A 23040-nucleotide genomic window follows, 5' to 3' on the forward strand; every position below is an offset into this window, starting at 1 on the left:
TCGAGCCGGCGGGACACGCCGCGGCCCGGGTGAATCAGGCGCGGGCCTCGCCCAGCAGCTTCTGCAGCCGGCTGACGCCCTCGACCAGGTCGGCGTCGCCCAGCGCGTACGACAGCCGCAGGTAGCCCGGGGTGCCGAAGGCCTCGCCGGGGACGACCGCGACCTCGGCCTCGTCCAGGATCAGCGCGGCCAGCTCGGCGGAGGTCTGCGGGCGCTTGCCGCGGATCTCCTTGCCCAGCAGCGACTTGACGGACGGGTAGGCGTAGAACGCGCCCTCCGGCTCGGGGCAGTAAACGCCCTCGATCTCGTTCAGCATCGCCACGATGGTGCGGCGGCGGCGGTCGAACGCGGTCTTCATCTCGTCCACCGCGGACAGGTCCCCGGCCACGGCCGCCAGCGCAGCGCGCTGCGCCACGTTGGAGACGTTGGAGGTGGCGTGCGACTGCAGGTTGGCGGCGGCGGCCACCACGTCCTTCGGGGCGATCAGCCAGCCCACCCGCCAGCCGGTCATCGCGTAGGTCTTCGCCACGCCGTTGACCACGATGCACTTGTCGGCGAGCTCGGGCAGCAGGGCCGGCAGCGAGGTGAACTTCGCGTCGCCGTACACCAGGTGCTCGTAGATCTCGTCGGTGAGCACCCACAGGCCGTGCTCCAGCGCCCAGCGGCCGATCGCCTCGGCCTCGGCCTCGGTGTACACCGCGCCGGTCGGGTTGGACGGCGAGACGAACAGCACCACCTTGGTGTTCGCGGTGCGGGCGGCCTCCAGGTGCGCCACCGAGACCTTGTAGCCGGTGGTCTCGTCCGAGATCACCTCGACCGGGGTGCCGCCGGCCAGCTTCACGGCCTCCGGGTAGGTGGTCCAGTACGGGGCCGGGATGATCACCTCGTCGCCCGGGTCGAGGATCGCGGCGAAGGCGTTGTAGATCGCCTGCTTGCCGCCGTTGGTCACCAGCACCTGCGAGGCGTCCACCTGGTAGCCGGAGTCGCGCAGCGTCTTGGCGGCGATCGCGGCCTTCAGCTCCGGCAGACCGCCGGCCGGGGTGTAGCGGTGGTTCGCCGGGTCCTGGCAGGCCGCGACGGCGGCGTCCACGATGTAGCCGGGGGTCGGGAAGTCGGGCTCGCCGGCGCCGAAGCCGATCACCGGACGGCCGGCCGCCTTGAGGGCCTTGGCCTTGGCGTCGACGGCGAGGGTGGCCGACTCGGCGATGGCGCCGACCCGGGCGGAGACCCGGCGGTTCGCGGGGGGGACGTTCTCGGGGGTGGGTGCGCTCATGTCTTGCATGGTCCCAGACCGCACAGCGGTCGGGCATCGCGGTTCCACCATGCGTACCGGCGCGTTCCAGCATCCGTACGCCGCTGCCGACCGGGTGACGTTCGCCCGCTGCCCGGGTGACGCCGTCGCGCGGGTCGCGGGAAATGAGGTTCGACCAATCGACCAAGAACCCGTACACTCACTGCTCGACGGCTCCCAAGTGCGGATCCTTCGGCCGGGGTTCACCACACGGCCGGGTGGATACGGTAGGTTGGGGGCCACGACGGAGCCGCAAGGTTCCGAAGGGCACTAGCTCAATTGGTAGAGCACCGGTCTCCAAAACCGGCGGTTGGGGGTTCGAGTCCCTCGTGCCCTGCAGCTCAATTCGTGCCAAGCCCGTTCGCTCCGAAGAGCGAGCGGGCTTGATGCGGAAAGGGCCCCGCCCAGCACTGCTTTCGCCGGATCGCCCGTGCACCAGGCACGGTAGCTCCGCAGGACCCGGATTCAGGTGAGGACGAGTGACGGAGACCACGGGCTCCACCGCAACGCCTGAGAGCGGCAACCCCGAGGGGGCCGACGCGGCGGACGAGACCACCGCGGACGGCAAGCTGTCGCGGCGTGAGCGTCGGCGTGCCAACAAGGCCGACGGCGGCGAGGGTGGCAAGAAGTCCGGCAAGCGGGCCAAGAAGGGCCTGTTCGCGCGGATGGGCATCTTCTACCGCCAGATCATCGCCGAACTGCGCAAGGTCGTCTGGCCCACCCGCAGCCAGCTGATCCAGTACACCACCGTCGTGGTGACCTTCGTGATCGTGCTGATGCTGCTGGTCGCCGGTCTCGACTGGGTCTTCGCCAAGGGAGCCTTCTGGCTCTTCGGCTGACGCTCGATCAGGCCGACCGAAACCGGGATCCCCGCCGATTCCGCACCGATACCTCACCCCGACCCGGGCCGAACCTCTCGGCCCGGGTCGAGCTGTCGGCGCGAACGGCCGCGGGCGACTACCGTTGAGTCGGTACTGTTGAGGTATCCGTTCCACAACCAGGAAAGAAGCAGCGACCGTGTCTGAGTCCCCCCTGTACGACGCCGACGAGACCGTCCGCGAGGCGGATGTCGCCGCCGAGCTGGACGCGGCCGAGGCTGCCGACGTCGAGGCCGCCGAGGAGATCGTTGACGGCGCGGACGGCGACGAGGACGAGGTCGAGGTCGCCGACGCCGAGGCGGGCGAGCCGGCCGAGGTCGAGGCCGTGCACGAGGTGGACGACGAGGCCGCCGAGGGCGAGCAGGCCGAAGAGGCCGAGGACGTCGTCGCCGAGGAGGTCGAGTCCGACCCCGTCGCCGAGTTCCGTGAGCAGCTGCGCCGCGCCCCGGGCGAGTGGTACGTCATCCACACCTACGCCGGCTACGAGAACCGGGTGAAGCAGAACCTGGAGCAGCGCTCCGTCTCGCTGAACGTCGAGGACTACATCTTCGAGTCCCAGGTTCCGCAGGAGGAGGTCGTCCAGATCAAGAACGGCGACCGCAAGACCATCCGGCAGAACAAGCTCCCCGGCTACGTGCTGGTGCGCATGGACCTCACCCCCGAGTCCTGGGGCGTCGTGCGCAACACCCCCGGTGTCACCGGCTTCGTCGGCAACGCCTACGACCCCTACCCGCTGACCCTGGACGAGGTCGTCAAGATGCTCGCCCCCGACGTGGAGCGCGCCGCCGCCAAGGAGGCCGGCAAGGCTTCCCCGGTGCGCCCGGTCGAGGTGCAGGTGCTCGACTTCGAGGTCGGCGACTCGGTCACCGTCACCGACGGTCCGTTCGCCACCCTGCAGGCGACCATCAACGAGATCAACCCCGACTCGAAGAAGGTCAAGGGCCTGGTGGAGATCTTCGGCCGGGAGACCCCGGTCGAGCTCTCCTTCGACCAGATCCAGAAGAACTGACCCACAGGTCTCCGGTGCCGGGGCGGGGCGAGAGCCTCCGCCCCGGCACCGTTTTGGTCCAGCGCCGCCTCAGCGGTTAGCCTGGTCCGATGTGTGTCCTGGCACTCGGGTTTCGCCCCGGGGCCGGGTACCACCAGCACTCACCTCTCGGAAGGACCCGGAGAGACATGCCTCCCAAGAAGAAGAAGGTCACGGGGCTTATCAAGCTCCAGATCAACGCCGGTGCGGCCAACCCGGCCCCGCCGGTCGGCCCCGCGCTCGGCCAGCACGGCGTCAACATCATGGAATTCTGCAAGGCGTACAACGCGGCCACCGAGTCGCAGCGCGGCATGATCGTGCCGGTGGAGATCACGGTCTACGACGACCGTTCCTTCACCTTCGTCACGAAGACCCCGCCGGCTGCGCGCCTCATCCTGAAGGCCGCGGGCATCGACAAGGGCTCCAAGGAGCCGCACAAGACCAAGGTCGCCAAGCTGACCTCGGCCCAGGTGCGCGAGATCGCCACCACCAAGATGCCCGACCTGAACGCCAACGACCTGGACGCCGCGGAGAAGATCATCGCCGGCACCGCCCGGTCGATGGGCATCACCGTCGAGGGCTGAACAGCCCGTACGTCCACCGTGGTAGGGCCAGCGCGGCCCGTGACTACCACGAACTCCATTAGTTACTAGGAGCAGCAGTGAAGCGCAGCAAGGCTCTCAAGGCCGCGGACGCCCAGGTCGACCGCACCCGGATCTACGCCCCGCTCGAGGCGGTCCGCCTCGCCAAGGCGACCTCCACCACCAAGTTCGACGGCACCGTCGAGGTCGCCATGCGTCTGGGTGTCGACCCGCGCAAGGCCGACCAGATGGTCCGCAGCACCGTCATCCTCCCGCACGGCACCGGTAAGACCGCCCGGGTCCTGGTCTTCGCGAACGGTGAGCGTGCCGAGGCCGCGCGTGCCGCGGGTGCCGACATCGTCGGCTCGGACGAGCTGATCGACGAGGTCGCCAAGGGTCGTCTGGACTTCGACGCCGTCGTCGCCACCCCGGACCTGATGGGCAAGGTCGGCCGCCTGGGCCGCGTGCTCGGTCCCCGTGGCCTGATGCCGAACCCGAAGACCGGCACCGTGACCCCGGACGTCGCCAAGGCCGTCAACGAGATCAAGGGCGGCAAGATCGAGTTCCGCGTCGACAAGCACTCGAACCTGCACCTGATCATCGGCAAGTCCTCGTTCTCGGACGAGCAGCTGGTCGAGAACTACGCCGCGGCGCTGGACGAGGTCCTCCGGGCCAAGCCGTCCGCCGCCAAGGGCCGTTACATCAAGAAGATCGCGTTCTCGACCACCATGGGCCCCGGCATCCAGGTGGACCCGAACCGCACCCGCAACCTCCTCGTCGAGGAGGACCCGGCGGCGGTCTGACCCCAGGTCAGTTCCCCACGCGGTCAACTCACCGGGCCATCGGATAGAGTCCGAAAGTCTGTCGACATGTGAATCGCACAATAGGGGGACTCTCGTGCGCGCACTGCGTACCGTTGCCGTGGCCTGCCTGGTCACAGGACTGCTGACCGCCTGCGGCAGCTCCGGATCGGGGAGCACCGCCGCCGACGCCAAGCCGGGCGCGAGCGCCCCAGCGGGGAGCGGCGGCGGCCAGGGCGGCTCGAAGCTCGGCGCCAAGGAGGCGCTGCTCGCCTCCGCCGCGGTGATGGAGAAGGCCGGCAGCGCCAAGCTGTCCGTCAGCGGCGGCACCGAGGGCACCGGCGAGTTCGTCTGGAAGAGCCCGAAGTCCTTCCTGCTCACCACCAAGAGCGAGGGCAAGGAGAGCAAGATCCTGTTCGTCGGCGACGTGATGTACGTCGGGGCCGGTGCCGACGCGGCCGGGAAGGCCGGCGGCAAGACCTGGATGAAGATCGACCCGAAGGCCACCGCCCCGGGCGCCGGCAGCGCCGGCGGCTTCGCCTCCACCATGGAGCTGATGGACCCGGCCGTGCAGCTGGCCGTCGCCGCGCCGACCGCCACCCAGGCCGGCACCGAGACGGTGGCCGGCCAGGGCACCACCCACTACCGCAGCGACGTGCCGGTGGAGGAGCTGGTCGCCAAGATGCAGCTGGCTCCGGAGCTGAAGAGCCAGGTGCTGACCGAGCTGAAGAAGAAGGGCTCGACCATCACCACCGAGTTCTGGATCAACGCCAAGGGCGAGGTCGTCCAGCAGGCCAGCAACGGCCTGGCGACCGGCTCCGCGAAGATCCTCTACAGCGGCCTCGGCACCGTCCAGCCGACCAAGGCCCCGGCCGACTCCGAGGTCTTCTCGCTGGCCGATCTGCTGAAGCAGTGATCCCGGTCCCGTCCGGCCCGGGGTCGCCGCCGGGCCGGCCGGGACGCGTGACAAGGTGGGGGAACGGAACGGACGGCCGGAAGGAGGGACCGATGGCGGCACGCGCTCGTACGGCCGCGGCCCTGCTGGCGGCCGCCCTGCTGCTGGCCGCGGCGAGCGGCTGCACCGGCTCCGGGTCGGGCGGCGGCACCGAACGGCCGACCACCCCGTCCCCGTCCACCGTGCAGGCCACGCCCACCGACCGCTCCCCGCACGGGGTGCTGCTCTCCGCCCAGCTGGCGCTGCACGAGGCCCGGCGGTCCGAGTACCGGGCCACCCTGGGGGAGGACCGGGGCAAGGGCGCGCTGTTCTGGGCGCCCAAGGCGGTGCTGCAGTACCGGGGGGAGGCGGACACCCGGAAGCTGATGGTGCTGGACACCTCCGCGTACGTGGGCGGCGACCCGCAGACCGCCGCCCGGCTCGGCGGCCCGCACTGGGAGAAGTACACCGGCGGCCGCAACCCCTACGCCGCGCTGATCGACCGGATCAACCCGGTGGTCGCCACCAACGCCGCGGCCGCCGCCGACGACCCGGTGCTGGTCGGTGAGGAGAAGCTGCTGGACACCAGCGTCGAGCACTACCGGGTCACGCTGACCGCTGCCCAGTACGCCGCCGCGCAGACCCAGCTCGACCAGGGCCGGCGGCAGGCCCTGGAACACGCGCTCGGCCCCGGCGACGTGGTGCTCGACCTGTGGCTCAACGACCGCGACCAGCTGGTCCAGCTCCGCCGGGCCGCCGCCGAGGTGGACACCATCGGGTACAGCGAGTTCGGCAGCTCCGCGCTCTCGGTGCAGGCCCCCGCCGAGGCGGACATCGCCCCGGAGTCGGGCACCACGGCGCCGCCGTTCCCGTAAACCTCCGCGGTCGGGCCGATTTGGACAAATCCGCTGGGACCGTTAGGCTGGCCGAGCCAAAGACCGCTGGTTGTTGCCGCCCGCCCGAGAGGGGGGACGGTGCCGAAGGATCTGCTTCGTGCAGATCGCCCGCGCAGGTTGTGGAGCAGACAAGATCTCCGGGCCGTTTCACGGTTCGTCGAGGTCATGGCAAGCCCCGTGCGCCTGCGCGCCGGGGCTTTTTCGCTTCCCGGGGTCCGCGGCGTTGAATGGTCGACTTCTCGAAGGTCGGCCCGACTTCGACATCACGGAAGGAGGCGTAAGCCTATGGCCAGGCCCGACAAGGCTGCCGACGTCGCCGAGATCACGGACAAGTTCCGTGCTTCCAGCGCCGCCGTTCTGACCGAGTACCGCGGTCTCACGGTGAAGCAGCTCAAGACGCTGCGTCGCTCGCTCACCGGCAACGCCGATTACGCCGTGGTGAAGAACACGCTGACCAAGATCGCGGCCAATGAGGCCGGGATCTCCGAGCTGGACGACCTGTTCGCCGGCCCGACGGCTGTCGCCTTCGTCACCGGTGACCCGGTGGAGTCGGCGAAGGCTCTGCGTGACTTCGCCAAGGAGAACCCTGCTCTCATCATCAAGGGCGGTGTCCTTGACGGTAAGGCGCTGACCGCCGATGAGATCAAGAAGCTCGCGGACCTCGAGTCCCGCGAGGTGCTGCTCGCCAAGCTGGCGGGTGCGATGAAGGCCAAGCAGTCCCAGGCTGCCGCCGTCTTCCAGGCGCTCCCGTCCAAGCTCGTTCGCACCGTGGAAGCGCTGCGCGAGAAGGCCGAGCAGGGCGGTGCCGGTACTCCGGCTCCCGCCGAGGACGCGGAGTAACCACTTCCGTCCCAGCGGGCCCGTAAGCACGCCCGCCAATCCGTACATCCGGCACCTGCCGAATTAGTGGAAGGACGCCATCATGGCGAAGCTCAGCACCGAGGACCTGCTCGCGCAGTTCGAGGACATGACCCTGATCGACCTCGCTGCCTTCGTGAAGGCCTTCGAGGACAAGTTCGACGTCACCGCTGCCGCCCCGGTCGCCGTTGCCGCCGCCGGTGGCCCGGCCGCCGCCACCGAGGCTGTCGAGGAGCAGGACGAGTTCGACGTCATCCTCGACGGTGCCGGCGACAAGAAGATCCAGGTCATCAAGGAGGTGCGCGCCCTGACCTCCCTCGGCCTGAAGGAGGCCAAGGACCTCGTTGACACCGCTGGTGCCAAGGTCCTGGAGAAGGTTGCCAAGGACGTCGCCGAGAAGGCGAAGGCTCAGCTCGAGGGCGCTGGCGCCAAGGTCACCGTCAAGTGACTTTCTCCTCTCTCTGAGAGGTGCTCTTCCGGCCGGGCCGGCCACCCTTCGGGGTGGCCGGCCCGGCCTGCTTTCGTTCTGCTTCGTTCGGTTCCGTCCGGTCCACGGCGGACTCGGATCCTGTCGGTCGCCGGGGGTAGGGTGATCGCTGTCGTCGCCACCCCGTCACGGGGCGTGTGTAACGCCCGGAGCGGCTGCGACGATGGGCAGTACGAGGTCCGCACCCTGGTGGGGGCCTTGACGAACAGCACGCGGCGCGCGATTCTCGAGGCGCGTGCCCAAGCGGAACCGCCTCCGATGCATATTCGGCGGTGGCGCTGGGAAGGTTCCCGGTGACGCAGGAGTGGGTGCGACGGCCCGGCCGGTGAGGGATCACTGCCCGGGTTGTCGGTTGTACGGGAGGAGCGTCCGATTCGGTCTCCGAATCAGGGCTTGCTAGCAGTGTCGCCATTGGCTACACTGTCCCTTTGCGCTGCCTATTAGCTGCTCCGTGACTCGTCGCCCGGAGTGGCCCCTGTCCTGACCTGGGGTTTTCCGCCTCGGCCAAGGCCCGGACGGTATGCGCGTAGTGAGCTCCGAGCCCTCGGAAGGACCCCCCTCTTGGCCGCGCCGCGCAACGCCTCGAACAATTCCGCATCCACCGCCCCGCTCCGCGTCTCGTTCGCGAAGATCAAGGAGCCCCTCGAGGTCCCGAACCTCCTCGCCCTGCAGACCGAGAGCTTTGACTGGCTGCTCGGCAACGCGGCCTGGAAGTCCCGGGTCGAGGCAGCCCTGGAGAGCGGTCAGGACGTCCCCACCAAGTCCGGTCTGGAGGAGATCTTCGAAGAGATCTCCCCGATCGAGGACTTCAGCGGGTCGATGTCCCTGACCTTCCGGGACCACCGTTTCGAGCCGCCGAAGAACTCCATCGACGAGTGCAAGGACCGCGACTTCACCTTCGCGGCCCCGCTCTTCGTCACCGCGGAGTTCACCAACAACGAGACCGGTGAGATCAAGTCCCAGACCGTGTTCATGGGCGATTTCCCGCTCATGACCAACAAGGGCACGTTCATCATCAACGGCACCGAGCGTGTCGTCGTGTCCCAGCTGGTGCGCTCCCCGGGTGTGTACTTCGACTCCACCCTGGACAAGGTGTCCGACAAGGACATCTTCTCCGCGAAGATCATCCCCTCCCGCGGTGCCTGGCTGGAGATGGAGATCGACAAGCGTGACATGGTCGGTGTCCGCATCGACCGCAAGCGCAAGCAGTCGGTCACCGTGCTGCTGAAGGCCCTCGGCTGGACCAACGAGATGATTCTCGAGGAGTTCGGCGAGTACGAGTCGATGCGCGCCACCCTGGAGAAGGACCACACCCAGGGCCAGGACGACGCGCTCCTCGACATCTACCGCAAGCTGCGCCCGGGCGAGCCGCCCACGCGTGAGGCCGCGCAGACGCTGCTGGAGAACCTGTACTTCAACCCGAAGCGCTACGACCTGGCGAAGGTCGGCCGCTACAAGGTGAACCGCAAGCTCGGCAACGCCGAGTCGCTGGACTCCGGTGTGCTCACCGAGCCCGACATCATCAACACGATCAAGTACCTGGTCAAGCTGCACGCCGGCGAGACCGAGTGGCGTGATGACGAGGGCCGCGACATTGTCATCGAGGTCGACGACATCGACCACTTCGGCAACCGTCGCCTGCGCAACGTCGGCGAGCTGATCCAGAACCAGGTCCGCACCGGCCTCGCCCGCATGGAGCGAGTGGTCCGCGAGCGCATGACCACCCAGGACGTCGAGGCGATCACGCCGCAGACCCTGATCAACATCCGGCCGGTCGTCGCCTCCATCAAGGAGTTCTTCGGCACCAGCCAGCTGTCGCAGTTCATGGACCAGACGAACCCGCTGTCGGGCCTGACCCACAAGCGTCGTCTGTCCGCGCTCGGCCCCGGTGGTCTGTCCCGTGAGCGGGCCGGCTTCGAGGTCCGAGACGTGCACCCCTCGCACTACGGCCGCATGTGTCCGATCGAGACCCCCGAAGGCCCGAACATCGGTCTGATCGGCTCGCTGGCTTCGTACGGCCGGGTCAACGCGTTCGGTTTCATCGAGACCCCGTACCGCAAGGTCGTCGACGGTGTCGTCACCGAGGCCGTGGACTACCTGACCGCCGACGAGGAGGACCGCTTCGTCATCGCGCAGGCCAACGCCCCGCTGACCGCGGAGCTGACCTTCGCCGAGCCGCGTGTCCTGGTCCGCCGCCGTGGCGGCGAGATCGACTACATCCCCGGCACCGAGATCGACTACATGGACGTCTCGCCGCGCCAGATGGTGTCGGTCGCGACCGCCATGATCCCGTTCCTCGAGCACGACGACGCCAACCGCGCGCTCATGGGCTCGAACATGATGCGCCAGGCCGTCCCGCTGCTCCGCAGCGAGGCGCCGCTGGTCGGCACCGGCATGGAGTACCGCTGCGCCGTCGACGCCGCGGACGTCATCACCGCCGACAAGGCCGGTGTGGTGCAGGAGGTCTCGGCCGACTACGTCACCGTGGCCAACGACGACGGCACGTACAACACGTACCGCGCCGCCAAGTTCACCCGCTCCAACCAGGGCACCGCCTTCAACCAGAAGGTGCTCGTGGACGAGGGCGCCCGCGTCGAGGCCGGCCAGGTGCTGGCCGACGGCCCGTGCACCGACGAGGGCGAGATGGCCCTCGGCAAGAACCTCCTCGTGGCGTTCATGTCGTGGGAGGGCCACAACTACGAGGACGCGATCATCCTGTCGCAGCGCCTCGTGCAGGACGACGTCCTCTCCTCGATCCACATCGAGGAGCACGAGGTCGACGCCCGTGACACCAAGCTGGGCCCCGAGGAGATCACCCGGGACATCCCGAACGTCTCCGAGGAGGTCCTCGCCGACCTCGACGAGCGCGGCATCATCCGGATCGGTGCCGACGTCGTCACCGGCGACATCCTGGTCGGCAAGGTCACCCCGAAGGGTGAGACCGAGCTGACCCCGGAGGAGCGCCTGCTCCGCGCGATCTTCGGTGAGAAGGCCCGTGAGGTCCGCGACACCTCGCTGAAGGTGCCGCACGGTGAGTCCGGCAAGGTCATCGGCGTCCGCGTCTTCGACCGCGAGGAGGGCGACGAGCTGCCCCCCGGCGTGAACCAGCTGGTCCGCGTCTACGTCGCGCAGAAGCGCAAGATCACCAACGGTGACAAGCTGGCCGGCCGTCACGGCAACAAGGGTGTCATCTCCAAGATCCTGCCGGTCGAGGACATGCCGTTCCTGGAGGACGGCACCCCGGTCGACATCATCCTGAACCCGCTGGGCGTCCCGTCCCGAATGAACCCGGGACAGGTCCTGGAGATCCACCTCGGCTGGCTCGCCAAGCAGGGCTGGGACGTCTCCGGCCTCGCCGACGAGTGGGCCAAGCGCCTGCAGGCGATCGGCGCGGACACCGTCGAGGGCGGCACCAACCTCGCCACCCCGGTGTTCGACGGCGCCCGCGAGGACGAGATCACCGGCCTGCTGGACAACACCACCCTCACCCGTGACGGTGAGCGCCTGGTGAACTCCACCGGCAAGGCCCGGCTGTTCGACGGCCGCTCCGGCGAGCCGTTCCCGATGCCGGTCTCGGTCGGCTACATGTACATCCTCAAGCTGCACCACCTGGTCGACGACAAGCTGCACGCCCGTTCGACCGGTCCGTACTCGATGATCACCCAGCAGCCGCTCGGTGGTAAGGCGCAGTTCGGTGGTCAGCGCTTCGGTGAGATGGAGGTGTGGGCCCTTGAGGCATACGGCGCCGCTTACGCGCTGCAGGAGCTGCTCACCATCAAGTCCGACGACGTCCTCGGCCGTGTGAAGGTCTACGAGGCCATCGTCAAGGGCGAGAACATCCCCGAGCCCGGCATTCCCGAGTCCTTCAAGGTCCTCATCAAGGAAATGCAGTCGCTCTGCCTCAACGTGGAGGTGCTGTCCTCGGACGGCCAGTCCATCGAGATGCGGGACAGCGACGAGGACGTGTTCCGCGCCGCCGAGGAGCTCGGCATTGACCTGTCCCGGCGCGAGCCGAGCAGCGTCGAAGAGGTCTGACGGAGGTCGGGCCGGCTGCCCCTCACCGGGCAGCCGGTCCGCCCCCAGGCCCCCCTCAGACCAACAGACAGACTCTCGAATCACGAAAGAGGGCTTGACGACCAGTGCTTGACGTCAACTTCTTCGACGAGCTCCGCATCGGACTGGCCACCGCCGACGACATCCGCCAGTGGTCGCACGGCGAGGTGAAGAAGCCGGAGACCATCAACTACCGCACGCTGAAGCCGGAAAAGGACGGCCTTTTCTGCGAGAAGATCTTCGGTCCCACCCGGGACTGGGAGTGCTACTGCGGTAAGTACAAGCGCGTCCGCTTCAAGGGCATCATCTGTGAGCGCTGCGGCGTCGAGGTGACCCGCGCCAAGGTGCGCCGTGAGCGGATGGGCCACATCGAGCTGGCCGCCCCGGTCACCCACATCTGGTACTTCAAGGGCGTCCCGTCGCGCCTGGGCTACCTGCTCGACCTCGCGCCGAAGGACCTCGAGAAGGTCATCTACTTCGCCGCCTACATGATCACCTGGGTGGACGACGAGCGCCGTCAGCGCGACCTCCCCTCCCTGGAGGCGCACGTCTCGGTCGAGCGTCAGCAGATCGAGAACCGCCGCGACGCCGACCTCGAGGCCCGGGCCAAGAAGGCCGAGTCCGACCTGGCGGAGCTGGAGGCCGAGGGCGCCAAGGCCGACGTCCGCCGCAAGGTCCGCGAGGGCGCCGAGCGCGAGATGAAGCAGCTCCGCGACCGCACCCAGCGCGAGATCGACCGCCTGGACGAGGTGTGGGCCCGCTTCAAGAACCTCAAGGTCCAGGACCTCGAGGGCGACGAGCTGCTCTACCGCGAGCTGCGCGACCGCTTCGGCACCTACTTCTCCGGCTCGATGGGCGCGGCGGCCCTCAAGGACCGCCTGGAGTCCTTCGACCTGGGCGAGGAGGCCGAGCGCCTCCGCGAGATCATCCGCACCGGCAAGGGCCAGAAGAAGACCCGTGCGCTCAAGCGCCTCAAGGTCGTCTCCGCCTTCCTGCAGACCAGCAACAAGCCCAAGGGCATGGTGCTGGACTGCGTCCCGGTGATCCCGCCGGACCTGCGTCCGATGGTCCAGCTCGACGGTGGCCGGTTCGCCACCTCCGACCTGAACGACCTGTACCGCCGCGTCATCAACCGCAACAACCGCCTGAAGCGGCTTCTCGACCTCGGCGCGCCCGAGATCATCGTGAACAACGAGAAGCGCATGCTGCAGGAGGCCGTCGACGCGCTGTTCGACAACGGCCGTCGCGGCCGTCCGGTCACCGGCCCGGGCAACCGCCCGCTGAAGTCCCTCAGCGACATGCTGAAGGGCAAGCAGGGTCGTTTCCGTCAGAACCTGCTCGGCAAGCGAGTCGACTACTCGGCCCGTTCGGTCATCGTCGTCGGCCCGCAGCTCAAGCTGCACCAGTGCGGTCTGCCGAAGGCCATGGCGCTGGAGCTCTTCAAGCCGTTCGTGATGAAGCGCCTGGTCGACCTGAACCACGCGCAGAACATCAAGTCGGCGAAGCGCATGGTCGAGCGCGCCCGCCCCGTGGTGTGGGACGTCCTCGAAGAGGTCATCGCCGAGCACCCGGTGCTGCTGAACCGTGCGCCCACCCTGCACCGCCTCGGCATCCAGGCCTTCGAGCCGCAGCTGGTCGAGGGCAAGGCCATCCAGATCCACCCGCTCGTCTGCACCGCGTTCAACGCGGACTTCGACGGCGACCAGATGGCCGTGCACCTGCCGCTGTCCGCGGAGGCGCAGGCCGAGGCCCGCATCCTGATGCTGTCCTCGAACAACATCCTGAAGCCGGCCGACGGTCGCCCCGTCACCATGCCGACCCAGGACATGGTGCTGGGCCTGTTCTTCCTCACCTCGGACCGCGAGGAGGTCAAGGGCAAGGGTCGTTCCTTCTCCTCGACCGCCGAGGCGATCATGGCCTTCGACGCCCGCGACCTGGACGTCCAGGCCCCGATCGACCTGCGCATGCCGGCCGGCACCGTGCCGCCGCGCGGCTGGGCCGCTCCGGTGGACGAGGAGGGCCAGCCGACCTGGACCGAGGGTGAGCCGTTCCGGATCACCACCACCCTGGGTCGCGCGCTCTTCAACGAGCTGCTGCCCGAGGACTACCCGTTCGTCGACTACGAGGTCGGCAAGAAGCAGCTGTCGGCGATCGTCAACGACCTCGCCGAGCGCTACCCGAAGGTCGTCGTCGCCGCGACGCTCGACAACCTGAAGGCGGCCGGCTTCCACTGGTCGACCCGTTCCGGTGTCACCGTCTCGATCTCGGACGTCATCGTCCCGCCGAGCAAGCCCGCCATTCTGGAGGGCTACGAGGCGCAGGCGGAGAAGGTCCAGAAGCAGTACGAGCGCGGTCTGATCACCGACAACGAGCGCAAGTCCGAGCTGGTCGGCATCTGGACCCGGGCGACCAACGAGGTCGCCGACGCGATGGCCGCGAACTTCCCGAAGACGAACCCCATCTTCATGATGGTCGACTCGGGTGCTCGAGGAAACATGATGCAGATGCGTCAGATCGCCGGTATGCGTGGTCTGGTGTCGAACGCGAAGAACGAGACCATCGCGCGTCCCATCAAGGCCTCGTTCCGTGAGGGCCTGTCCGTGCTGGAGTACTTCATCTCCACCCACGGTGCCCGTAAGGGTCTGGCCGACACCGCGCTGCGTACCGCCGACTCGGGTTACCTGACCCGTCGTCTGGTGGACGTCTCGCAGGACGTGATCATCCGCGAGGAGGACTGCGGCACCGAGCGCGGCCTCAAGCTGGAGATCGGCCAGATCGGTGCGGACGGTGTGCTGCGCAAGGCCGACGACGTCGAGACCAGCGTGTACGCCCGCATGCTCGCCGAGGACATCACTGTCGACGGCAAGCTGATCGCGACCGCCAACACCGACCTCGGCGACGTCCTGATGGACGAGCTGATCCGGCACGGCGTCAGCGCGGTCAAGGTCCGCTCGATCCTGACCTGTGAGTCCGCGGTCGGCACCTGTGCCTTCTGCTACGGCCGTTCGCTGGCCACCGGCAAGCTGGTCGACATCGGTGAGGCGGTCGGCATCATCGCCGCCCAGTCCATCGGTGAGCCCGGTACCCAGCTGACCATGCGTACCTTCCACACCGGTGGTGTGGCCGGTGACGACATCACCCAGGGTCTGCCGCGTGTCGTCGAGCTCTTCGAGGCGCGCACCCCGAAGGGTGTCGCCCCGATCTCGGAGGCGCAGGGTCGGGTCCGGATCGAGGACACCGAGAAGACCCGCAAGGTCGTCGTCACGCCGGACGACGGCACCGACGAGATCGCGTACCCGGTCTCCAAGCGCGTCAAGCTGCTGGTCAGCGAGGGCGAGGCGGTCGAGGTCGGCCAGAAGCTGACCGTCGGCGCCACCAACCCGCACGACGTGCTGCGGATCATGGGCCAGCGTGCCGTCCAGATCCACCTGGTCGCCGAAGTCCAGAAGGTCTACAACTCGCAGGGTGTGTCGATCCACGACAAGCACATCGAGATCATCATCCGGCAGATGCTCCGCCGCGTGACGATCATCGAGTCGGGCGACGCCGAGCTGCTGCCGGGCGAGCTGGTCGAGCGCGGCCGCTTCGAGCAGGAGAACCGCCGCGTGGTGTCCGAGGGCGGCCACCCCGCCTCCGGCCGTCCGCAGCTGATGGGTATCACCAAGGCCTCGCTGGCCACCGAGTCCTGGCTGTCGGCCGCCTCCTTCCAGGAGACGACCCGGGTGCTCACCGACGCGGCGATCCACGCCAAGTCGGACCCGCTGCTGGGCCTCAAGGAGAACGTCATCCTCGGCAAGCTCATCCCGGCCGGTACGGGTCTGCCCCGCTACCGCAACATCCGGGTCGAGCCGACCGAAGAGGCCAAGGCCGCGATGTACTCGGCCGTCGGCTACGACGACTACGACCTGTCGCCGTTCGGCGCGGGCTCCGGTCAGGCCGTCCCGCTGGACGACTACGACTACGGTCCGTACACCGGCTGATCCTTCGGCTGAACCGCAGGGCGGTCACCCCACTCGGGGTGGCCGCCCTGCGGCGTCTGCGCCCCGCGTGTCACCTAGGGGATCCCCCTGGGGACGGAGGCGGCCGAACCACTCCGTGGAGGGAGGCGCCGCGGCCCCGGGGAGCGGGAGACTTGGGGACGTCGAAAGGAGGCCGCGGTGAAGCGGATCATGGGGGCGGCGGCGGTCGTGGGACTGCTGGTGGTCGGGGCGGTGGGCTGCGGGCCGTGGGACCAGCAGCGCAAGACGGTGTCGTACGAGGTGCCCGGGCAGGTCGACGAGCTGGTGGTCGACGGGACCAGCGGGGGGATCGACGTCCGGGTCGGCGACGGCCCGGTGCGGGTGGTGGAGAAGCGGGCCTGGAACGACGAGGAGCCGCAGGGCACCCACGAGCTCAAGGACGGGGTGCTGAAGCTGACCTACTCCTGCGACAACTGCGGGATCGGCTACGAGGTGCACGTCCCGGCCGGCACCAGGCTGAAGCTGTCGCAGACCAGCGGCGGCATCCAGTTGCACGACGTGGCGGGCGACGTGGACGCCAAGGTGACCTCCGGCGGGATCGAGGCGACCGGGCTGAAGTCCCGCAACGTGAAGATGTCGGTGACCTCCGGCGGGGTGAACGCCCGGTTCGTCGAGGCGCCGACCCGGGCGGAGCTGTCCACCGACTCCGGCGGCGTGCAGGTGCGGGTGCCGTCGGGGCAGCAGTACCAGGTGGAGGCGCACTCCGACAGCGGCGGCACCGAGGTGAAGGTGCCCTCCGTCGCCGGGGCGCCGCACATCCTGATCGCCCGGGCCACCAGCGGCGGTGTGCAGGTGGACAACAGCTGACCGGCCGCCGCAACTGTCGGTGGCAGGGCCTAGATTGAGGTGTGTCGGCAGGCGGCGAGGGCCCCGCCGACACCCCCCGAACCCTGTGCCCGAAAGGGGCGTCGGCCATGTCTGCCACCGTTTCCGCAGACCCGCAGGTGACCTACCTGGAACTCTCCGAGGACCAGGGCAGTGCCCACAAGTTCTACGAAGTCACCGTCACGGGCGCGGAGTTGACGATCCGGTACGGGCGGATCGGCGAGCCGGGCACGACGAAGACCACCGTCTGCGCCAGCGCGGAGAAGGCCGCCTCGGCGGCCGCCAAGAAGATCGGCGAGAAGGTCCGCAAGGGCTACGCCCCGGCGGTCCGGGGGGTGCGCCAGCGCCGGTCGGTGACGCGTCGACAGATCACCTCGACCCGCTCCAGCGCCCGCCAGGCGCCGCTGCTGTGGCGCTTCCGCTCCGGCTCGCCCGCGTTCGGGGTGTACGTCGGCGAGGAGCACGCCTGGGTCGGCAACGAGAGCGGCGACGTCTACACGCTGACCCGGGACGGCGAGGTCACCGGCCGGTTCGGTCTGCCCGACGGCGTCAAGTGCATCGTCGCCGACGACTGGTGGATCTACGCCGGCTGCGACGACGGCAAGGTGTACGACCTGGGCGGCAAGGTGCCGCGGGTGGCGTACGAGATCGCCCAGGACGTCGACATCTACTGGCTCGACATCCACGACGGCGTGCTCGGCGTCGCCGACGAGCGCGGCGGCCTGACCACCGTCGACCACGAGGACGAGTTCCAGTGGCGGCGCAACGCGCAGGGCTCGTCCGGCTGGATGGTGCGCTGCGACGCCGACTCCGTCTACCACGGCTACTCGGCGGGCGTCACCCGGTACGCGAAGCGCGGCGGCGACCAGCAGTGGCACACCCGCACCAAGGGCCAGGTGCTGTTCGGCTGGCAGGAGCGGGACGAGGTGTTCGCCGGTACCTCGCAGGGCTGGGTGCACCGGCTGCGCAAGTCCGACGGCGCCGAGGTCGTCGCGTACAAGTGCGACGCCTCGGTGTTCTCCTGCGCGGCCTCCCCGGACGGCGAGTACGTGTTCGCGGGCGACAACCACTCCTCGGTGTACTGCTTCGCCGCCGACGGCACCCGGCTGTGGAAGCTCAGCACCGGCTGCGGCTCCGCGTACAGCATGCAGTACCGCGACGGGCGGCTGTACGTCGTCACCACCGACGGCTCGCTGGCCTGCCTGGACGCCTCGCCGGGCGCCGTGCAGGCCGCCGAGCAGGGCACCCTGCCGACCACCGCCGAGGTCACCGGCCGCGACATCGCCCGGGTGGAGCCGTCCGCGGAGCTGGAGACCGTCAGCGTCACCGCGGCGGCCGGCACCGGGGTCGAGGTGGAGTGCGTCGCCGACGGCAGCCGGCTGCGGGTCCGGGTGGTCTCGCCGGGCTTCGACCCCGGCTGGCGGGTGCAGTTCCCCAAGGACGTCCGGGTGGCCGGCGCGCGCTACCTGGTGGCGGAGGTGCGGGAGTCCGCGTCCGGCGGGTTCTACCGGGCGCGCGGAGAGATCAAGCGGCTGCTGTGACGCCCCGGCATTGACGCATCGTCAGGGCGCTCCCGGTCGGGGGCGCCCTTCGGCGTTCCCGGGGAGGGACGCGGCGGCCGTCCGACGATGCGAGAGGATGCCCGGATGGGGAAGTGGACGGAAGGCCTGCTGGCCTGGGGGAGGGCCCGGCCGTGGGCGGTGGACGCGCCGCTGGTGGCGCTCGCCGTCTGGGTCTCGGTGTGGGGGGTGTACACCGACCCGCACGGCGCGGGCGGGAGGTGGTGGGCGTACACGCTGGCGATCGCCGGGTCGCTGCCGCTGTGGTGGCGGCGCCGCGCCCCGTGGGCGGTGATGGGGGCGTGCGGAGTGCCCACCGTGGCGCTGTCCGCGCTGGCGCACTCCGCGATGCCGCAGATCCAGGTCGCCATGGCGGTCGCCATCTACACCGTCGCCGACCGCGGCAAGGACTGGCAGCGCGCCGTGCTGCTGGCGATCTGCGTGGTCGGCAACGTGATCGGCACCCGCTCCTTCGACGGCATGCTGTTCAGCCTGCTGGTGTCCGTCGGCAGCTTCGTCGTCGGCTCCCTGGTCCGCGAACTGCGCCGACTGGCCGGCGTCGAGGCCGAACGCGCCCGGCAGGTCGGCCTGCGCGCCGCCAGCGACGCCGCCCGGGCCGTCGCCGAGGAACGCGGCCGGATCGCCCGCGAGATGCACGACATCCTGGCCCACGCCGTCTCCCTGATGGTCGTCCAGGCCGAGGCCGGGCCGCTGGTGGTGCACAGCAACCCTGACCGGGCGATCCGCGCCTTCGACGCCATCGCCGACTCCGGACGCGACGCGATGGTCCAACTCCGACGGGTGCTCGGCGTCCTCAAGGAGGACGGCGCCGCGCCCGCGCTCGCCCCGCAACCCCGACTGGCCGAGCTCGGCGGCGTCCTCGACCGGGTCCGCGAATCGGGCGTCGCCGTCGACGCCCGCATCGAGGAGGCCGGGCCCGCCGAAGTCCAGGCCGCGGCCTACCGGATCGTCCAGGAAGCCCTCACCAACGTGGTCAAGCACGCCCGGGCCGACCGGGTCGTGGTGCGGGTCGCCGTCCGCGGTGGCGCCGACCTGACCGTCTCGGTCGCCGACGACGGGACCGGGCCTGCGGCTCCGGCCGGCGCCGGCATCGACGGACGCTCCGGCGGACGCGGCCTGCTCTCCATCCGGGAACGGGCGGCCGCCTGCGGCGGCAGCGCCGAAACCGGCCCCCGAACCGACGGCCCGGGCTACCTGGTGGCTGCCGTGCTGCCGCTCAACGCCTGAGGAAGGAACCCGAGTTGACCGTACGAGTGGTGATCGCCGACGACCAGGAACTGGTCCGCGCCGGCTTCGGCATGATTCTCGACGCCCAACCCGACATCGAGGTCGTCGCCGAAGTCGGCGACGGGCAGCAGGCCATTGATGCCGTGCGCAGCTTCGATCCCGACGTGCTGCTGCTGGACGTCCGGATGCCCGTGATGGACGGGCTGGAGGCGGCGCGTCGGGTCTGCGCCGAGTTCCCGCGCTGCAAGGTGATCATGCTGACCACCTTCGACGTCGACGACTACGTCTTCGACGCGCTGTACGCCGGGGCGAGCGGCTTCCTGCTCAAGGACGTCCGCCGGGACGACCTCGCCCACGCCGTCCGTGTCGTCAACTCCGGCGAGGCCCTCCTCGCCCCCTCCGTGACCCGCCGCGTCATCGGCGAGGTCACCGCCCGCAAGGCCGGCGGGACGCTGGCCGTCTCCCGACCGCTGGGCCTCCTCCTGGGCTCCCTCACCGCCCGCGAGCTGGAGACCCTGCGACTGGTTGCCCGGGGCATGTCGAACGCCGAGATCGCCGCGGAGCTGGTGGTCAGCGAGCACACGGTCAAGACGCACGTCAGCAACCTGCTCCAGAAGCTGGGGCTGCGGGACCGGGTGCACGCGGTGGTCTTCGCGTACGAGGCGGGAGCCGTGACAGCAGGCGAATGAGATGGCAGGGGCGCGGGGAACTGCGCGCAGCGGAAGGCGCCCGTCCGCAAGATCGCGACGCAGGGCAATGACCTGCACTTGATCGCGACCTTGCGGACGGGCCGTGCGCTTGTCGCGCAGTTCTCCCCCAGCCCTGGCGGGCCGGGAGGTACCCCCACGCGCCCCCGGTGTCCCTCTGGCGGGGGGAGTCCCGCGTTTCACCGTCGCGGGGGAGTCGCGCCGCAGGCCGTCGCGGCAGGGTTGGGGGTGTCGAAAAGGGCACTCACGCAAAGGGGTTGGGCGATGGTCACGGGGCGTCGGGCGTTGGGATGGGCGGCGGGGCTGCTGGCGGTGTACGGGGCGGTGCGGCTGGTGCCGGGCTCGCGCGGGGTGGGGCCGGGGTGGACGATCGGGCACGTCGCGCTGTTCGCGGGGATGGTGCTGATGGGTCTCGGCATGGTGGAGCTGTGGCGTCTGGGCGGTGCGGGCGGTGTCTGGGGCCGGATCTGGTTGGGGGCGGGTCTCGCGGGGGTGCTGTCCGGGCTCGCGCAGAGCGGCATCGACCTGTACGCGAACGCGGTCTCGCAGGACTACGCGGCGCGTTCGGAGCTGTTCGATCGGGTGCAGTCGGTGCCGGGCGTGCTGCCGGTGGTGTACACGGTGGTGCCGATGATGCTGTACGTGGGCCTGCTGGCGCTGCTGGTGCGGCTGACGGTGCGCGGGGTGGTGCGCTGGTGGAGCCCGGTGCTGGTGCTGGTGGGCACGGTGCTGATGGGGGCGTCGCTGGACTTCATGCCGGTCGGTGCGGTGCTGTACCTGGCGGCGTTCCGGCCGGTGATAACGGGTGGTCAGAACCGGCTGCGGGCCGTACCGTCCGGGGCATGAGCGAGAAGCGTCCGCTGGTGGCGGTGTTGACGGGGGCGGGGATCTCCACGGACTCGGGGATTCCCGACTACCGTGGCCCGCAAGGGCTTTGGCAGCGTGATCCGAGTGCACAGGACCTGGTGACGATCGGCCCGTACCTGGCGAGCACCGAGGTGCGGCGCCGGTCCTGGCTGATGCGGCGGGATGCCGGCGCGATCGGGGCGAAGCCGAACGCGGGGCATCGGGCGCTGGTCGAGCTGGAGCGGGCGGGCGTGCCGATGCGGGTGCTGACGCAGAACGTGGACGGCCTGCACCAGGCGGCGGGGTTGCCCGCCCGGAAGGTGATCGAGCTGCATGGGACGGCCACCGAGGTGCAGTGCGTCGGGTGCCGGGCGGTCGGTCCGATGGCGGCGGCGCTGGAGCGGGTCGCGGCGGGGGAGGACGACCCGGCGTGTGCCGATTGCGGCGGGGTGCTGCGGCCGCGCACCGTGATGTTCGGCGAGGCGCTGGACGAACTGGTGCTGGTGAAGGCGGACGCGATCGCCAAGGGGTGCCAGGTGTTCCTGGCGGTGGGCAGTTCGCTCCAGGTGCATCCGGCGGCGCTGCTGCCGCGGATCGCGCTGGAGAACGACGCCCGGCTGATCGTCGTCAACGGCGAGCCCACGCCGTGGGACTGGGCGGCGCACGAGGTGGTCCGTGAGCCGATCTCGGCGGCGCTGCCGAAGCTGGTGCAGCGGCTGGTGAGCGGCGACCTGGCCCGGGGCTGAGGGTAAACCCGCAGGTCGGACGGCATACGATGGCGATCTGACGAGCAGGGAGAGAGCTCCATGGCGATCGATGCCTTCGACCCGTGGTCGGCCGAGTTCGTGGCCCACCCGTACCCGGCGTACGCGGCGCTGCGCGAGCAGTCGCCGGTCGTCCACTTCGAGCCGAGCGACCAGTGGCTGGTCTCCCGGTACGCGGACGTCAACGCGCTGCTGCGGGACCGGCGGTTGGGCCGTACGTTCACGCACCGCTTCAGCCACGAGGAGTTCGGGCAGCCCGTGCCGAACCCGGCGCACGAGCCGTTCCACACCCTGAACGACTACGGCCTGCTGGACCTGGAGGGCCCCGACCACACCCGGATCCGGCGCCTGGTGTCCAAGGCGTTCACCCCGCGGATGGTGGAGTCGCTGCGCCCGACCGTGCAGCGCCTCGCCGGCGAGCTGGTCGACGGGCTGCTCGCCGACGGCGGCGGCGACCTGATCGCGAAGGTCGCCGAGCCGCTGCCGGTCGCGGTGATCGCCGAGATGCTGGGCGTCCCGGAGTCGGACCGGCACCTGCTGCGGCCCTGGTCGTCCGACATCACCGGGATGTTCGAACTCAACCCGGACGAGGAGACGGCCCGCCGGGCGGTCACCGCCAGCCTCGAATTCTCCGCCTACCTGCGGGAGCTGATCCGCCGTCGGCGCGAGCAGCCCGGCGCCGACCTGATCAGCGCGCTGGCCCAGGCCGCCGAGGACGGGCAGGTGCTCAGCGAGCAGGAGATGATCTCCACCTGCGTGCTGCTGCTGAACGCCGGCCACGAGGCGACCGTCAACACCACCGGCAACGGCTGGTGGGCGCTGCTCCGCAACCCCGGCGAACTCGCCCGGCTGCGCGGCGCGGTGGACGAACTGCTGCCCACCGCCATCGAAGAGCTGATGCGCTACGACACCCCGCTGCAGATGTTCGAGCGCTGGGTGCTGGAGGACATCGAGGTCGGCGGCGTGCGGATCCCGCGCGGCGCGGAGGTGGCGCTGCTGTTCGGCTCCGCCAACCGCGACCCGGAGCGGTTCGCCGACCCCGACCGGCTCGACCTGGGCCGCGTCGACAACCCGCACATCACCTTCGGCGCCGGAATTCACTTCTGTCTCGGCGCTCCGCTTGCCAGACTCGAACTCACCGAGTCCTACGGCGCGCTGCTCCGCAAGGCCCCCGGGCTCACGCTGGTGCGCGAACCCGAGTGGAACCCCGGCTACGTGATCCGCGGGCTCAAGGAACTGCTGGTCGAGGTCTGAGAGGGGCACGGGT

The 23040-nt window shown here is 69.7% G+C and carries 18 protein-coding genes and 1 tRNA gene; 18 read left to right on the forward strand and 1 reads right to left on the reverse strand.

The window, feature by feature from the left end; genetic code table 11:
• Nucleotides 1-34: 34 nt before the first annotated feature.
• Nucleotides 35-1282: a pyridoxal phosphate-dependent aminotransferase gene (locus tag ACI1MP_RS22510; protein WP_404869352.1), complete on the reverse strand. Its 1248-nt coding sequence runs from the start codon at nt 1280-1282 to the stop codon at nt 35-37.
• A gap of 273 nt (nt 1283-1555) precedes the next feature.
• Between ACI1MP_RS22510 and ACI1MP_RS22515 the strand changes: the two genes are divergently transcribed.
• The 18 genes from ACI1MP_RS22515 to ACI1MP_RS22600 all read left to right on the forward strand — a co-directional run bounded on the left by ACI1MP_RS22515 (nt 1556) and on the right by ACI1MP_RS22600 (nt 23027).
• Nucleotides 1556-1628: transfer RNA gene (locus ACI1MP_RS22515), tRNA-Trp, on the forward strand.
• A gap of 142 nt (nt 1629-1770) precedes the next feature.
• Entirely contained in the window at nt 1771-2130 is a 360-nt protein-coding gene (gene secE / locus ACI1MP_RS22520; protein ID WP_083462530.1) for a preprotein translocase subunit SecE, read from the forward strand.
• Between the two features lie 178 nt (nt 2131-2308).
• Nucleotides 2309-3178 (forward strand): transcription termination/antitermination protein NusG, encoded by an 870-nt coding sequence (nusG, locus tag ACI1MP_RS22525; protein WP_380334445.1) that lies wholly within the window; start codon nt 2309-2311, stop codon nt 3176-3178.
• Nucleotides 3179-3345: 167 nt separating this feature from the next.
• Complete coding sequence (gene rplK / locus ACI1MP_RS22530; RefSeq protein ID WP_030457453.1) at nt 3346-3780, forward strand: 50S ribosomal protein L11; 435 nt, start codon at nt 3346-3348, stop codon at nt 3778-3780.
• A gap of 77 nt (nt 3781-3857) precedes the next feature.
• Entirely contained in the window at nt 3858-4580 is a 723-nt protein-coding gene (gene rplA / locus ACI1MP_RS22535) for a 50S ribosomal protein L1 (protein WP_043914633.1), read from the forward strand.
• A 94-nt stretch (nt 4581-4674) separates the two neighbouring features.
• The gene (locus ACI1MP_RS22540; protein WP_404869353.1) at nt 4675-5493 is read left to right on the forward strand and encodes a hypothetical protein; all 819 of its coding nucleotides are present in this window, start codon (nt 4675-4677) and stop codon (nt 5491-5493) included.
• Nucleotides 5494-5585: 92 nt separating this feature from the next.
• Nucleotides 5586-6386 carry a hypothetical protein gene (locus ACI1MP_RS22545; RefSeq protein ID WP_380334452.1) on the forward strand — a complete coding sequence of 267 codons (801 nt, stop codon included), beginning with the start codon at nt 5586-5588 and terminating at the stop codon, nt 6384-6386.
• A gap of 306 nt (nt 6387-6692) precedes the next feature.
• On the forward strand, nt 6693-7247 hold the full coding sequence (rplJ, locus tag ACI1MP_RS22550; protein WP_043914630.1) for a 50S ribosomal protein L10: 555 nt from the start codon (nt 6693-6695) through the stop codon (nt 7245-7247).
• Between the two features lie 82 nt (nt 7248-7329).
• Entirely contained in the window at nt 7330-7713 is a 384-nt protein-coding gene (gene rplL / locus ACI1MP_RS22555; protein ID WP_404869354.1) for a 50S ribosomal protein L7/L12, read from the forward strand.
• Between the two features lie 600 nt (nt 7714-8313).
• Complete coding sequence (gene rpoB, locus ACI1MP_RS22560) at nt 8314-11787, forward strand: DNA-directed RNA polymerase subunit beta (RefSeq protein WP_043914627.1); 3474 nt, start codon at nt 8314-8316, stop codon at nt 11785-11787.
• Between the two features lie 104 nt (nt 11788-11891).
• Entirely contained in the window at nt 11892-15785 is a 3894-nt protein-coding gene (locus ACI1MP_RS22565) for a DNA-directed RNA polymerase subunit beta' (RefSeq protein ID WP_100587159.1), read from the forward strand.
• Nucleotides 15786-15962: 177 nt separating this feature from the next.
• Nucleotides 15963-16631 carry a DUF4097 family beta strand repeat-containing protein gene (locus ACI1MP_RS22570; RefSeq protein ID WP_380334457.1) on the forward strand — a complete coding sequence of 223 codons (669 nt, stop codon included), beginning with the start codon at nt 15963-15965 and terminating at the stop codon, nt 16629-16631.
• Nucleotides 16632-16738: 107 nt separating this feature from the next.
• Nucleotides 16739-18190 (forward strand): WGR domain-containing protein, encoded by a 1452-nt coding sequence (locus ACI1MP_RS22575; RefSeq protein WP_404869355.1) that lies wholly within the window; start codon nt 16739-16741, stop codon nt 18188-18190.
• Between the two features lie 105 nt (nt 18191-18295).
• On the forward strand, nt 18296-19456 hold the full coding sequence (locus ACI1MP_RS22580; protein WP_404869356.1) for a sensor histidine kinase: 1161 nt from the start codon (nt 18296-18298) through the stop codon (nt 19454-19456).
• A 14-nt stretch (nt 19457-19470) separates the two neighbouring features.
• Complete coding sequence (locus tag ACI1MP_RS22585) at nt 19471-20145, forward strand: response regulator transcription factor (protein WP_043914619.1); 675 nt, start codon at nt 19471-19473, stop codon at nt 20143-20145.
• Nucleotides 20146-20427: 282 nt separating this feature from the next.
• Nucleotides 20428-21009, forward strand: a complete 582-nt coding sequence (locus tag ACI1MP_RS22590) for a hypothetical protein (RefSeq protein ID WP_380334464.1) — start codon at nt 20428-20430, stop codon at nt 21007-21009.
• Nucleotides 21006-21755 carry an SIR2 family NAD-dependent protein deacylase gene (locus tag ACI1MP_RS22595; protein WP_404869357.1) on the forward strand — a complete coding sequence of 250 codons (750 nt, stop codon included), beginning with the start codon at nt 21006-21008 and terminating at the stop codon, nt 21753-21755. Before ACI1MP_RS22590 ends, ACI1MP_RS22595 begins: the two co-directional genes overlap by 4 nt.
• A 60-nt stretch (nt 21756-21815) precedes the next feature.
• Nucleotides 21816-23027: a cytochrome P450 gene (locus tag ACI1MP_RS22600; protein WP_404869358.1), complete on the forward strand. Its 1212-nt coding sequence runs from the start codon at nt 21816-21818 to the stop codon at nt 23025-23027.
• Nucleotides 23028-23040: the final 13 nt, after the last annotated feature.

Source organism: Kitasatospora griseola (assembly GCF_044999035.1).
Taxonomy (GTDB): Bacteria; Actinomycetota; Actinomycetes; order Streptomycetales; family Streptomycetaceae; genus Kitasatospora; species Kitasatospora griseola.